Annotated in this window: 12 protein-coding genes; 4 read left to right on the forward strand and 8 right to left on the reverse strand. The window is 71.5% G+C overall.

From position 1 onward, the window contains the following. The first annotated feature begins 37 nt into the window (after positions 1 to 37). Positions 38 to 964, forward strand: coding sequence for a LysR family transcriptional regulator (locus ACZ7HT_RS14750; protein ID WP_471164770.1), 927 nt, complete (start codon positions 38 to 40; stop codon positions 962 to 964). An 85-nt stretch (positions 965 to 1,049) separates the two neighbouring features. Continuing rightward, entirely contained in the window at positions 1,050 to 2,174 is a 1,125-nt protein-coding gene (alc, locus tag ACZ7HT_RS14755; RefSeq protein ID WP_471164773.1) for an allantoicase, read from the forward strand. A 142-nt stretch (positions 2,175 to 2,316) separates the two neighbouring features. Here the strand turns inward: alc and pepN are convergent, their stop codons facing one another. The 7 genes from pepN to ACZ7HT_RS14790 form a co-directional block, all read right to left on the reverse strand. After that, positions 2,317 to 4,893, reverse strand: a complete 2,577-nt coding sequence (pepN, locus tag ACZ7HT_RS14760; RefSeq protein WP_471164775.1) for an aminopeptidase N — start codon at positions 4,891 to 4,893, stop codon at positions 2,317 to 2,319. 51 nt (positions 4,894 to 4,944) lie between these two features. After that, positions 4,945 to 6,129, reverse strand: a complete 1,185-nt coding sequence (locus tag ACZ7HT_RS14765; protein ID WP_471164777.1) for a TerD family protein — start codon at positions 6,127 to 6,129, stop codon at positions 4,945 to 4,947. A gap of 81 nt (positions 6,130 to 6,210) precedes the next feature. Then, the gene (locus ACZ7HT_RS14770) at positions 6,211 to 7,242 is read right to left on the reverse strand and encodes an aspartate-semialdehyde dehydrogenase (RefSeq protein WP_471164780.1); all 1,032 of its coding nucleotides are present in this window, start codon (positions 7,240 to 7,242) and stop codon (positions 6,211 to 6,213) included. A gap of 314 nt (positions 7,243 to 7,556) precedes the next feature. After that, entirely contained in the window at positions 7,557 to 8,051 is a 495-nt protein-coding gene (locus ACZ7HT_RS14775; protein WP_471164783.1) for a hypothetical protein, read from the reverse strand. Next, complete coding sequence (locus tag ACZ7HT_RS14780; protein ID WP_471164785.1) at positions 8,039 to 8,326, reverse strand: hypothetical protein; 288 nt, start codon at positions 8,324 to 8,326, stop codon at positions 8,039 to 8,041. Before ACZ7HT_RS14780 ends, ACZ7HT_RS14775 begins: the two co-directional genes overlap by 13 nt. 39 nt (positions 8,327 to 8,365) lie before the next feature. After that, positions 8,366 to 8,743: a hypothetical protein gene (locus ACZ7HT_RS14785; RefSeq protein ID WP_471164788.1), complete on the reverse strand. Its 378-nt coding sequence runs from the start codon at positions 8,741 to 8,743 to the stop codon at positions 8,366 to 8,368. A 210-nt stretch (positions 8,744 to 8,953) separates the two neighbouring features. Then, complete coding sequence (locus ACZ7HT_RS14790; RefSeq protein ID WP_471164790.1) at positions 8,954 to 9,496, reverse strand: CGNR zinc finger domain-containing protein; 543 nt, start codon at positions 9,494 to 9,496, stop codon at positions 8,954 to 8,956. A gap of 165 nt (positions 9,497 to 9,661) precedes the next feature. Between ACZ7HT_RS14790 and ACZ7HT_RS14795 the strand changes: the two genes are divergently transcribed. Both ACZ7HT_RS14795 and ACZ7HT_RS14800 read left to right on the forward strand, forming a co-directional pair. After that, positions 9,662 to 10,129, forward strand: a complete 468-nt coding sequence (locus ACZ7HT_RS14795) for an NUDIX hydrolase (RefSeq protein WP_471164793.1) — start codon at positions 9,662 to 9,664, stop codon at positions 10,127 to 10,129. Between the two features lie 111 nt (positions 10,130 to 10,240). Next, a complete protein-coding gene (locus ACZ7HT_RS14800; protein WP_471164796.1) occupies positions 10,241 to 11,386 on the forward strand; it encodes a serine hydrolase domain-containing protein in 1,146 nt (381 codons plus the stop codon). 4 nt (positions 11,387 to 11,390) lie between these two features. Here ACZ7HT_RS14800 and ACZ7HT_RS14805 read toward each other — a convergent pair whose 3' ends face one another. Continuing rightward, positions 11,391 to 12,395: a hypothetical protein gene (locus ACZ7HT_RS14805; protein ID WP_471164798.1), complete on the reverse strand. Its 1,005-nt coding sequence runs from the start codon at positions 12,393 to 12,395 to the stop codon at positions 11,391 to 11,393. Positions 12,396 to 12,610: the final 215 nt, after the last annotated feature.

Below are 12,610 nucleotides of genomic sequence, written 5' to 3' on the forward strand. Positions count from 1 at the left end.
GAGGCCCACGGGAACGAGGCCCGATATGTTGCGCCCCATGACCGAGTGGGACATCAAGAAGCTCCAGATCCTCCGCACCCTCCGCGACCGCGGCACCGTCACCGCGACCGCGGAGGCCCTGCTCATGACCCCCTCGGCCGTCTCCCAGCAGCTCACCAACCTCGCCAAACAGCTCGGGGTCCGGCTCCTGGAGGCCCAGGGCCGCCGGGTCCGCCTCACCGACGCCGCCCATCTGGTGCTGCGCCACGCCGAGCTCGTCTTCGCCCAGCTGGAGCGCGCCGACGCCGAACTCGACGGCTACCTGCGGGGCGAGGCCGGCCAGGTGCGGGTCGCGGCCTTCTCGACGTCCGTGCCCGCGCTCCTCGTCCCCGCCGTACGCCAGCTCCGCACCGCCCACCCCGGGCTCGACGTCCGCATCCGGGAGGCCGAGGCGGCGGAGGCGTACGAGCTGCTCACCGCCGGCGAGGTCGACCTCGCGCTCTCGCTCGCCGCGCACGCGCCGTCCGCCCGCGACCCCAAGTACAGCCGGATGCCGCTGCTCGCCGACCCGCTCGACGTCGCCCTGCCCGCCGGCCACCCGCTCGCCGACGCGCCCGGCCTGCGGCTCGCCGACCTCGCCGCCGAGCCCTGGATCTTCGGCGGCTCGGGACCCTGGTCCGAGATCACCACCGCCGCCTGCGAGGCCGCCGGCTTCGTGCCCGAGCAGGCCCACAGCGCCTCCGGCTGGACCGCGATCCTCGCCATGGTCGAGGCCGGTCTCGGGATCGCGCTCGTGCCCCGGATGGCCTCCGCGGACCGCCGGGGCGGGACCGGGGTCGTCATGCGGGTCCTCTCCGCCGACCAGCCGCGCCGCCATGTCGTCGCGGCGGTACGCAGCGGGGCGGAGGAGGGCCCGGCGGTGGCGCGGGTCCTCGCCGCGCTCCGGCAGGCGGCGGCGGCCCGCGAGACCGTTCAGCAGAACTGACCCCGCAATCGTTCAGCAGAACTGAACATGTCTGTCGAAAACATTCGATGGACCGAGGAGTCGCCGACGCGGGAGAGTCGGAGCCATGAGCAGCCTCGACGCGAACCAGGACCCCCACGCCAACGACGCCGCCCCCTACTCCGGCGGGGACCCGTACGCCGACTACCGCGCCGGTGACTTCCCCTTCACCGAGCTCGTCGATCTCGCCGACCGCCGTCTCGGCGCCGGTGTCGTGGCCGCCAACGACGAGTTCTTCGCCGAGCGGGAGAACCTCCTCGTCCGAGAGCGCGCCGTCTTCGACCCGGAGCACTTCGGCCACAAGGGCAAGATCATGGACGGCTGGGAGACCCGCCGCCGCCGCGGCGCCGACGCCGAGAACGTCTTCCCCGCCCCCGAGGACCACGACTGGGCGCTCGTCCGCCTCGGCGCCCCCGGCGTGATCCGCGGCATCGTCGTCGACACCGCCCACTTCCGCGGCAACTACCCGCAGAAGGTCAGCATCCAGGCTACTGCCGTCGAGGGTTCGCCCAGCCCCGCCGAGCTGCTCGACGCGAAGTGGGAGGAGCTCGTCCCGCCGACCCCCGTCCGCGGCCACGCCGCCAACGGCTTCGAGATCACCGCCGAGCGCCGCTTCACCCACGTCCGGCTCTGCCAGCACCCCGACGGCGGCGTCGCCCGGCTCCGCGTCCACGGCGAGGTCGTGCCCGACCCCGAGTGGCTGGAGCTCCTCGGCACCCTCGACCTGATCGCCGTGCTCAACGGCGGCTCGTACGAGGACGCCTCGGACAGGTTCTACTCCTCGCCGACGCAGATCATCCTGCCCGGCACCTCCCGCAAGATGGACGACGGCTGGGAGAACCGCCGCCGCCGGGTCCGCGGCACCAACGACTGGGTGCGTTTCCGGCTCGTCGCCCAGGGCGCCGTGCGCGCCGTGGAGATCGACACCGCGTACCTCAAGGGCAACTCGGCCGGCTGGATAGCCCTCCAGGGCCGCAACGGTGAGAACGGAGAGTGGTTCGAGATCATCCCGCGCACCCGCCTCCAGCCCGACACCCTGCACCGCTTCAAGCTGCCCGCGCAGGCCGTCGTCACCCACGTCCGGCTCGACGCCTTCCCCGACGGCGGCGTCGCCCGCATGCGGCTGCACGGCGTGCTGACGGAGCAGGGCGCGGCCGGACTCCGCGCCCGGTACGCGGCGCTCGGCGGATAAGGGAAACGCTTCCGCCCGGCGGCGCGGCCGCGCGCCGACGCCCGCCCGCCGGGCGGACTTCAAGCACCGCCTCCGGGCGGGCTCCAAGCGCGGAGAAGGGGCGCCCCCACGGGGGAGGGCGCCCCTTCTCCGTATGACCGGACTACTTCGCGGCCGCCGCGTCCGCCGCCTGTGCCTTCAGGGCGCGCTCGACGCCCGCGCGGGACTCCGTCACCAGACGACGCAGCGCCGGGACCGGGTCGTGCTCGGCGATCCACGCGTCCGTCGCGTCCAGGGTCTCCTGCGACACCTGGAGCGTCGGGTAGAGGCCGACCACGATCTGCTGGATCATCTCGTGGCTGCGGGTCTCCGCGACCTGCTTGATCGACGCGAAGTACTTCGCGGTGTACGGGGCGAGCAGCTCGCGCTGGTCGGCCTGCACGAAGCCGCCGATGACGGCCTCCTGCACGGCGTTCGCCAGCTTGTCGTCCTCGACGACCGAGGCCCAGGCCTCCGCCTTCGCCGCCTCCGTCGGACGGGCCGCGCGCGCGGTCGCCGCGTGCCGCTCGCCCGCCGCCGTACGGTCGCGCTCCAGCTCGGCGGCGATCTCCGCCTCGTCGAAGCGGCCGGTGGCCGCGAGTCGCTGCACGAACGCCCAGCGCAGCTCGGTGTCGACGGCGAGGCCCTCGACGACCACGGAGCCGTCGAGCAGCCCGGCGAGCACGTCGAGCTCCGCGTCCTCGCGGGCGGTCGCCGCGAAGGCCCGCGCCCACGCCAGCTGGTGGTCGCTGCCGCCCTCGGCGGCGCGCAGCTGCTCCTGGGCGAAGGCGCCCCAGCGCGCGAGGCCCGTCGCGCGCCACTCCGGCGCCGCGTACAGGTCGAGCGCGGCCTTCACCTGGCCCTGGAGGGACTGCACCACGCCGATGTCGGACTCCTTGGCGATGCCCGAGAGCACCAGGTCCAGGTAGTCGCGGGTGGCCAGCTCGCCGTCGCGGGTCATGTCCCAGGCGGAGGCCCAGCACAGGGCGCGCGGCAGGGACTCGGCGAAGTCGCCGAGGTGCGCGGTGACGTTCGCCAGGGACACCGCGTCGAGGCGGACCTTGGCGTACGACAGGTCGTCGTCGTTGAGCAGGACGACCGCCGGGCGGGCCTTGCCGATCAGCTGCGGGACGGCCGTCAGCTCGGCGGCCTCGATGTCCAGCTCGAGGCGCTCGGTGCGGACCAGCTTGCCGGCCCCGTCGAGGTCGTAGAAGCCGATCGCGATGCGGTGCGGGCGCAGCACGGCCTCGCCCTTGGCGCCGGCGGGCAGCGCAGGGGCCTCCTGGCGGACGGCGAAGGCGGTGATGGACCCGTTCTCGTCGGTCTCGATCTCCGGGCGGAGGATGTTGATGCCGGCCGTCTCCAGCCACGCCTTCGACCAGGTCTTCAGGTCGCGTCCGGAGGTCTCCTCCAGCGCGCCGAGGAGGTCGGACAGGCGGGTGTTCCCGAAGGCGTGCGCCTGGAAGTACGCCTGGACGCCCTTGAAGAACTCGTCCTCGCCGACGTAGGCCACGAGCTGCTTCAGGACCGAGGCGCCCTTGGCGTACGTGATGCCGTCGAAGTTGACGAGCACGTCCTCCAGGTCGTTGATGTCGGCCATGATCGGGTGCGTCGACGGCAGCTGGTCCTGGCGGTAGGCCCAGGTCTTCTCCGCGTTCGCGAAGGTGGTCCAGGCGTTCGGCCAGCGGGTGCCCGGCACCGAGGCCTGGCACGCGACCGAGGTGAAGGTGGCGAACGACTCGTTCAGCCACAGGTCGTTCCACCACTCCATGGCGACGAGGTCGCCGAACCACATGTGGGCGAGCTCGTGCAGGATGGTCTCGGCGCGCCGCTCGTACGCCGCGTCCGTCACCTTCGAGCGGAAGACGTACTGGTCGCGGATGGTGACCGCGCCCGCGTTCTCCATCGCGCCCGCGTTGAACTCCGGCACGAACAGCTGGTCGTACTTGGCGAACGGGTAGTCGTACGCGAACTTCTCCTGGAACCAGTCGAAGCCCTGGCGGGTCACGTCGAAGATGTGGTCCGCGTCGAGGAACTCGGCGAGCGACGGACGGCAGTAGATGCCCAGCGGGACGACCTGCCCGTCCTTCTCGTACGTCGAGTGCACCGAGTGGTACGGGCCGACGATGAGGGCCGTGATGTACGTGGAGATGCGCGGGGTCGGCTCGAAGACCCACACGTCGTTCTCGGGCTTCGGCGTCGGCGAGTTCGAGATCACCGACCAGCCGCTCGGCGCCTTCACCGTGAACTGGAAGGTCGCCTTGAGGTCGGGCTGCTCGAAGGAGGCGAACACGCGGCGCGCGTCCGGCACCTCGAACTGGGTGTAGAGGTAGGCCTGGTCGTCGACCGGGTCGACGAAGCGGTGCAGGCCCTCACCGGTGTTGGTGTACGCGCAGTCGGCGACGACCTTCAGCTCGTTGCGGCCCAGGGCGAGGCCGTCGAGCGCGATCCGCGAGTCGCGGAAGGCGGCGGCGACGTCGAGCGCGCGGCCGTTGAGCACCACCTCGTGGACGGCGGGGGCGACGAGGTCGATGAAGGTCTCGGCGCCGTCCTCGGCGGAATCGAAGCGGACGGTGGTGACGGACCGGTAGGTGCCGCCCTCCTGCGCACCGGTGAGGTCGAGTTCGACCTCGTACGCGTCCACGGTCAGCAGCGCCGCCCGCTGCTGAGCCTCTTCACGGGTCAGGTTCGTGCCAGGCACCCGGTCAACTCCTCGGTTCGTGACGTTTGGGCCATCCTTCCACGGCCCGCCTCAGCGGCGCACGGAACATTTCCACGGTCCGTCACCGCTGATCCGCAGCAGCCCGGGGCCCGGCACCGGGGTGCTCACCCGGACCTCGCCGATCTCGTTGACCAGCAGGTCCTGCTCCTCGTCGTCGTAGAGCGGGTCGGCCGGCGGGGTGTGCTGGTGGACGGTGAAGTTCGACTCCCCGTGGTGCGCGAAGTCGAGTACCCCGGCCGGCCCCTCGTAGATCACCAGATCGTGGGCGATGCCCTCGACGTGGTTGTCGAAACGGCGCGCGTGGGACAGCGGCAGCACCCGCAGCGTCCAGGGGGTGTCGGCCTCCACCCGCAGGGACAGCGGGCGGGCGCGCGGGACGAGGGCGACGGTACGCGCGCGCACGTCGTCCTCGTACGCCGTGAGCAGATAGTCCTCGGCCCGCCCGTACGCGTCGCAGGACTCGATCGTCGTGGACAGCGAGTGGTACGACTCGATCTCCAGGAGCACCCAGTGCCCCGCCGGAAGACCCGCATCGCAGTGCACGGTCTCCTTGCCGCGCCCCTGGTACCCGCGGGGCCGGAACTCCCCGCCGTACGGATCGGCCACCGGCACGGGCGGGGCGGCGGGCGCCGGGGGCGGGGGCGGCGGGACGTAACCGGGGCCCGGGATCGGCGGCGGCGGGTACTCCACCACGATGCCGAAGTCCGTCGCGAGCCCGGCGAGTCCCGAGGCGTACCCCTGGCCGACCGCCAGGAACCGCCAGCCGCCGTCCTGCCGGTAGAACTCGCCGAAGACGAACGCCGTCTCCGTCGTCGCGTTCCCGATCGGGCAGTACGCCAGGGGGGTGCCGGCCGCGTCCGTGACCAGGATGTCGAGCCCCGGCACCTGCCCGAAGGCGCCCCCGTCGGCCGAGGCGGCGATCACCAGGCGCCCCACATCGGGCTCCACGCGCGCGAGGTCCAGCCACAGCCAGTCCGCGGCCGGGCTGCCGGGCGCGCCGGGGGCCGACTTCCCCAGGTGCCGGACGGCCCCCGAGGGGTGCTCGGCGTGGTTGTAGAAGACCAGATCGGCGTCGCCCCGCACCCGCTCCCCGGCCCCGAGGAGCAGCGCGGAGACGTCCACGTCGGGCACCCCGGGCCCGGTCCGCCAGCTGACCGCGACATGAAGGGCCTGCGGGGGCACCGGGACGTCGGCCCCTCTGGATATCTGGGTCATGGGGGAACTCTGGCACGGGCGGACACGTCGGAGGGGCGGCTCCCCGCAAAGGGAAGCCGCCCCTCCGAGGGGTCGTGCGGGTCAGCCCTTGAGCTCCGCCGCGACGAGCTCCGCGATCTGCACGGCGTTCAGCGCCGCGCCCTTGCGCAGGTTGTCGTTGGAGAGGAACAGCGCGAGGCCGTTCTCGACGGTCTCGTCCACGCGGATGCGGCCCACGTACGAGGCGTCCTTGCCGGCCGCCTGGAGCGGGGTCGGGATCTCGGAGAGCTCGACGCCCTCGGCGTCCTTGAGGAGCTCGTAGGCGCGCTCGACGCTGATCGGACGCTCGAAGCGGGCGTTGACCTGGAGCGAGTGGCCGGAGAAGACCGGGACGCGCACACAGGTGCCGGAGACCTTGAGCTCCGGGATCTCCAGGATCTTGCGGGACTCGTTGCGGAGCTTCTGCTCCTCGTCGGTCTCGTGCGTGCCGTCGTCGACGAGGTTGCCGGCCAGCGGGACGACGTTGAAGGCGATGGGGCGCCGGTAGACGGTCGGCTCGGGGAAGGCGACGGCCTCGCCGTCGAAGGCCAGCCGGTCGGCCTGCTCGGCCACGGCGCAGGCCTGCGTGCGCAGCTCGGCGACGCCGGCCACGCCCGAGCCGGAGACGGCCTGGTAGGTGGTGGCGATCAGCGCGGTGAGGCCGGCCTCCTGGTGGAGCGGCTTGAGGACCGGCATGGCGGCCATCGTGGTGCAGTTCGGGTTGGCGATGATGCCCTTGGGGCGGTCCTTGACCGCGTGCGGGTTGACCTCGGAGACCACCAGCGGGACCTCGGGGTCGCGGCGCCAGGCGGAGGAGTTGTCGATCACGACGGCGCCCTGCGAGGCGACCTTCTCGGCGAGGGCCTTGGAGGTGGCGCCACCGGCGGAGAAGAGCACGATGTCGAGGCCGGTGTAGTCGGCGGTGGAGGCGTCCTCGACGGTGATGCCGTCGACGACCGTGCCGGCGGAGCGCGCGGACGCGAAGAGGCGCAGCTCGTCGACCGGGCCAATAGGGGATGTGGCAGCCCGCTCGGCGAGGATCTTGCGCATGACCGTGCCGACCTGACCGGTGGCTCCGACGATTCCGACCTTCACGGGGACTCCTCCGTACGTATGTGCAGGGTGTTGCCGGTCCATGATGCGTATGTCCCGGGCCGCCTTGTCCAATCCATTGTCCAAGGGACGGGACGATGACCGGGACGGCGTAGGAGGGTGCACACCTGCGGCGGGCGCTTCGGTTGCGGTCCGGAGCACAGAAGCCCCGGCGTGCGTCCCTAGATGAGAGTGCGCACGCCGGGGGCTGTGAGCGCGTGAATTCAATAGGACCTGCGGGATTTCGCGGCCGGTCCTAGGAGCTTGGGAATCGTCGAATATTTTCAGGCGTCTTCTCCGGAAGATTTCTGCCTGCCTTACTGCTCCACCGTCAGGGCCCAGCGAACCGTCGACGGCGCTGATATTCGAATCGTCCCGTCATCGCGTGAACGCTTCAGATGGAACTCGTTGTAGGTGCTGCTCACCTCGCCGTCGACACAGCTGAGCGGGAAGTCGAGGCCCGCAGGTGTGATCGACACCGTGAGTGTGCCCTTGCCTTGGCAGTTGACCTGAACGGCCAGCCGTCCCTTGTCGATCTTCTTGCCGAGCGGCAGTGCCGCATTCCCTGTCCGTGACGCCGCGCTCAGGAGAACGGCTCCGTTCACCGGTTTGGGGGCCTGGGTGACGCTCTCTCCCTCGATGTGTTCCGCTCGTGTGCTGCTCGGGGTGCTACTGGGCTTGGCGGACGTGGAAGCGGAAGGTGGAGGCGAGGCCTGCTCGCCGCCCTTGCCGGTGCAGCCGACGGTTCCCAAGAGGAGTGCTGTTCCGGCGAGCAAAGCCGCTCCCGCGCGGGGAAAGATCAGCTCTCCCATACGTACCAGCCGACCTTAAGCGGTGAGTAGCTGGTGACGGTCTTCGTGGGGCTGGTCGAGCAGTTGCTGTAGACGGAGTAGCTCGTACCGGTGTTCTTGAGCCGGTAGACGCCATACTTGGCGTTGGTCGTCCTCCGGGGCGGAGTGTTGATGGCGATGGTGTTGCCCAGCTTCGCGGTCAGGCTGGCGGACAGGTTCACCTCGTACTTGGCCTCGATCTTGGCGAGCATCACGCCGACGCTGGGAGCGAGGCCGGCGGTGACGGAAACGCCCACCGATCCGGTGACCTCCGAGGTGAAGGTCGAGCGGACAATCTATGACGTCCCGTTGTAGTTCGCGTTGGTGGGGCCGACGCCCGAGTGGTAGGTCCCGCCCTTGCTGGTGGGGATGTAGATCCGCTGGGTGGGGCCGCAGTACTCGCTGTTGGTGGTATCTATGGGCGGCTTGCCGGTGACGATCGGCTCAGGCTCCGGGTCGACAGGCGCTTCCAGGCCGGTCTCCTCCGGCTCTGCGGGCGGTGCGGTGTTCACCGGCTCCTCGACGGGGGTGGTGTCGACCGGAGTCGGCTCCTCGGCGACGAGACCGGGAGCGGTCAGGACTGTGGCGGACGCGGTCGCCGGGGCGGCCATCCCCGCCACGGCGACAAAGGCGATCGCGGCGATGAGCGGCCCGCGCCTCATGTTGATTCCCATCAGATTTCCCTCCCCTTTGTCGACCCTGGGTGGGCTGGACGAGAAGAACGTTAGACGAATTCAGGGGCGGAGATGGGGATTTCTGGCAGCCCTGAGGTAGATCTGAGGTTCATGGGTGGTGAAAGCGGACGCCCGGGTCCCTATGGCCCCAAGTCGACTCGACATATTCGAGGAAAGTTGAATTCCGTTTTTGGTTTTGAGTGGGTGGGCTCAGCTCTCCTTCGTACGGGCGTAATGGCGGGAGGCCTTGGCGCGGTTGCCGCAGACCGCCATGGAGCACCAGCGGCGGGTGCCGTTCCGCGAGGTGTCGAAGAAGTGGAGGGTGCAGGCCTCGTGGGCGCAGGCCCGGATCCGGTCGGGCGCGGTGCGCAGCAGGTCGAGGTAGTCGCGGGCGGCGGTCCAGCCGGGACCCCAGGCCTGATCGGCGAACTCGGCCTCCTCGCCGGGGCCTTCGGTGGTGAGCGTGGCCCGGATGCGGCCGTGGCCGAGGACGGCGTCGACGCGCGCGGTGGCGGCGGGGTCGCCGGGGTGGTCGACGAGCGCGGCGAGCGCGTCCCGGGCGGCGAGGGTGTGGCGCAGGGTGGTCGCGTCGGCGCCGAACCGCTCGGCGAGGCCGTGGGCGGCGAGCCAGACGGCGAGGCCCTCGACGCCCGCGAGCAGGTCCCGGCGGACGCCCTCCTCGTTCCAGCGGGTGTTGAGCAGGTCAAGGGAGACGGGCTCGCCGGTGAGCGGCCGGGGGTCGATGACGGTCATGGCGGACACCCTCCTCGAGGAACTAACCCCTCAAGAGTAAATGAACGGTTCTGGTCGTTTCTCGGCCTTCTCGGCCCGGCCTCCCGCCGCCTCGTCGCCGCCGGGCTCGCGGCGGGCCGGACAACCGGGCGGACGTACCCCGCCTCCTGGTTCTAACCTCTTCCCATGCAGCAGGAGTTGAGGGTGGCGGCCTACGCCGTGTGTGTCCGGGGCGAGGAGATACTCCTGGCCCGCTGGGTCGCGAAGGACGGCGTGAAGCGGTGGACGCTGCCGGGCGGCGGCATGGACCACGGCGAGGATCCCGTCCACACCGTGGTCCGCGAGGTCGAGGAGGAGACCGGCTATCTGACCGAGCCGACCGCGCTCCTCGGCATCGACTCCATCCGGCGCTCCTGGCTCAGCCGCCTCGGCATCCCGGGCGACTGGCAGGGGCTGCGGGTCCTGTACGAGGCCCGGATCACGGGCGGCGACCTGCGGAACGAGGAGGGCGGCTCCACCGACCTCGCCGCCTGGCACCCGCTCGACTCCGTGCCCTCCCTCGCCCGCGTGGAACTCGTCGACATCGGCCTCCAGCTGTGGCGCGACCGGCCGCCCCTCGGGCGCTCGCACCTCACCCAGCACGACAACCTCTGACCTCTGCCGGAAGGCCGAAAACGGCTCAACCGTCACGGACGCGATCAACCCCCTCCCGCCCTCCCGCGGTCCCCTCCCCTGACCGCAGTACAACGATCAGGGGAGCCCCGCATGTCAGCCGCCCGCACCGTACGCACCGTCCTCGCCGCCACCCTCGTGGCCGGCCTCGCCGCCACCACGCTCGCGGCACCCGCCCTCGCGGCGTCGGCTCCCGCGAAGCCGGACCACGCCGCCACCCAGCGGGCCCTGGACACCGCCGTCGCCGACGGCGTGCCCGGCGCCGTCGCCCAGGCCCGCGACGGACGCGACCAGTGGACCGGCACCGCCGGCGAGCGCAAGGGCAACGACCGCTACCGCGTCGGCTCCATCACGAAGACCTTCACCGCCACCGTCCTCCTCCAGCTCCAGGCCGAGGGCCGCATCGACCTCGACGACCCGGTCGAGAAGTGGCTGCCCGGAGTCGTCCGGGGCAACGGCCACGACGGCCGCGAGATCACCGTCCGCCAGCTGCTCAACCACACCAGCGGCATCTACAGCTACACCGAGGACCCCGCCTTCCAGGAGAAGGTCTTCGGCTCCGGCTTCCTGGAGCACCGCTACGACACCTGGAGCCCGCGTCAGCTCGTCTCCGTCGCGATGGCCCACAAGCCGGACTTCGATCCCGGCAGCAGCTGGAACTACTCCAACACCAACTTCGTCCTCGCCGGCATGGTGATCGAGAAGGTCACCGGCCGCCCGTACGGCCAGGCCGTCGAGAACCGCATCATCAAGCCGCTCAAGCTCCGCGCCACCACCGTCCCCGGGACCCGCTCGGCCATGCCGGAGCCCAGCAGCCCGGCGTACTCCAAGCTCTCCCGGGACGTGAACGCCCCCGTCCACGACGTCTCCGACCTCAACCCGAGCATCGCGAGCTCGGCCGGCGAGATCATCTCCGACTCCCGTGACCTGCAGACCTTCTACCGGGCACTCCTCAAGGGCCGGCTCCTCACGAAGGACGGACTGAAGGAGATGACCACCACGGTCCCCATCTCCCCCCAGTACCCGAACGTCGGCTACGGCCTCGGGCTCATGAAGGAGAAGCTCAGCTGCGGGAAGGAGATCTGGGGCCACGGCGGCGGCATCCACGGCTCCACCTCCCTCGCCCAGGTGACCCGCGACGGCGAGCACTCCCTCGCCGGCAACTTCAACGCCGACTGGGCGGGGAGCGCCGAGAAGGTCATCGAGGCCGAGTTCTGCGGCACCGCCCCGAAGAAGTAGCCCCTCACCGGGGCAGGACGACGACGTACGTGGCGGGCTGCCGGTCCGCCGCGGCCATCAGGGCCGTACGGACCACGGTGGCCTGCTGGTCCATCGCCTCGCGCAGCTTGCGCGGGGTGAGGTGGACGACCGTGATGCCGAGCCGCTCCAGGTGCTCCCGCTTGCGGGTGTACTCGGTCCACAGCTCGTCGTCGTCCTGTCGCGGCGCCCGGGTGTCCAGCTCCACGGCGACCGCCTGGTCCGGCCAGTAGGCGTCCACCCCGCCCAGGTGCGGGCCGCCCGGCAGCCGCAGGTCCACGTTCCACAGCGGGTCCGGCAGCGCGAACTCCCGCACCATCTCGTACAGCCGCTGCTCGGAGCGCGCGCGCCCCTCGGCGAGCAGCGCGTCCACCGCGTCCACCACGTGGGGCCGGGAGAGCAGCCGGGCCCGGCTCAACTCCCGTACGACCGCGCCGGGTTCGCAGTGCCCGCCGCGTACGGCCTCGGTGAGCAGCCGGCGGACGGTCTCCGCGTCCGAGAGGCCCGACACCGCGTCGGCGACGGCGCGGGCCACGGGGGCGACGGGCAGGCCCGTGAGCTCCACCGGCTCGGGCGACTCGGGGGCGCGGACCACCCGTACCCAGCCGGTCGAGCGCAGCCGGCGGGTGCGCGGCACGAGGACGTCGATCCGGTCCAGGGCGGTGAGCGGGGGAGCGGAGGAGAAGCGGTGCAGGGTGAGCGCGGCGAGCCCGGTGATCATCGCGTCGGGCCCCTGCGGGGGTACGGCGCCGGTCCTGCGGGCGTAGAGCAGCGCTGCCCTGAGCCGGTCCTCGCTGGTGGGCTGCCCGGGCTGGAGCAGGAAGACGCCGGGCAGCAGCTGCTGCCAGCCGCCGGGCCGGCAGTGCGCGGCGACCTCGGCGGCGGCGATGCCCTGCGCCCTCAACTGGTCGGCGGACGCGAGGCGTTGCGCACGACCGGTGCGGGAGGAGAGGGGGAGGGGGCGGGGGGTGATGGGGGTGTTGTGGTTCATGCCGGGGGTCTTCCGCTTCCGAAGGCTCCCCTAACCCCTGTTACACGCCCGTCGACATTCCGGGACAACCTCGCCCTAAAGTACGCACGTTCGACTGCCGATGGGGGCGGGTCCCGGCCTGCGCCGGCACCGACACGGCGAGGGGGCTGCGGGGCCGAAGCCCGCACCCCGAAGCCCTGCGGGGCGGCACGCCGTCAAGCGCGCCGCCCCCAGGG

This window comes from Streptomyces sp. NPDC037410, assembly GCF_055602235.1.

Coding starts and splice junctions, on each gene's coding strand:
- ACZ7HT_RS14750 (WP_471164770.1), top strand. CDS start 38: ATGACCGAGTGGGACATCAAGAAGCTCCAGATCCTCCGCACCCTCCGC.
- alc (WP_471164773.1), top strand. CDS start 1,050: ATGAGCAGCCTCGACGCGAACCAGGACCCCCACGCCAACGACGCCGCC.
- ACZ7HT_RS14765 (WP_471164777.1), bottom strand. CDS start 6,129: ATGACCCAGATATCCAGAGGGGCCGACGTCCCGGTGCCCCCGCAGGCC.
- ACZ7HT_RS14775 (WP_471164783.1), bottom strand. CDS start 8,051: ATGGGAGAGCTGATCTTTCCCCGCGCGGGAGCGGCTTTGCTCGCCGGA.
- ACZ7HT_RS14785 (WP_471164788.1), bottom strand. CDS start 8,743: ATGGGAATCAACATGAGGCGCGGGCCGCTCATCGCCGCGATCGCCTTT.
- ACZ7HT_RS14790 (WP_471164790.1), bottom strand. CDS start 9,496: ATGACCGTCATCGACCCCCGGCCGCTCACCGGCGAGCCCGTCTCCCTT.
- ACZ7HT_RS14795 (WP_471164793.1), top strand. CDS start 9,662: ATGCAGCAGGAGTTGAGGGTGGCGGCCTACGCCGTGTGTGTCCGGGGC.
- ACZ7HT_RS14800 (WP_471164796.1), top strand. CDS start 10,241: ATGTCAGCCGCCCGCACCGTACGCACCGTCCTCGCCGCCACCCTCGTG.
- ACZ7HT_RS14805 (WP_471164798.1), bottom strand. CDS start 12,395: ATGAACCACAACACCCCCATCACCCCCCGCCCCCTCCCCCTCTCCTCC.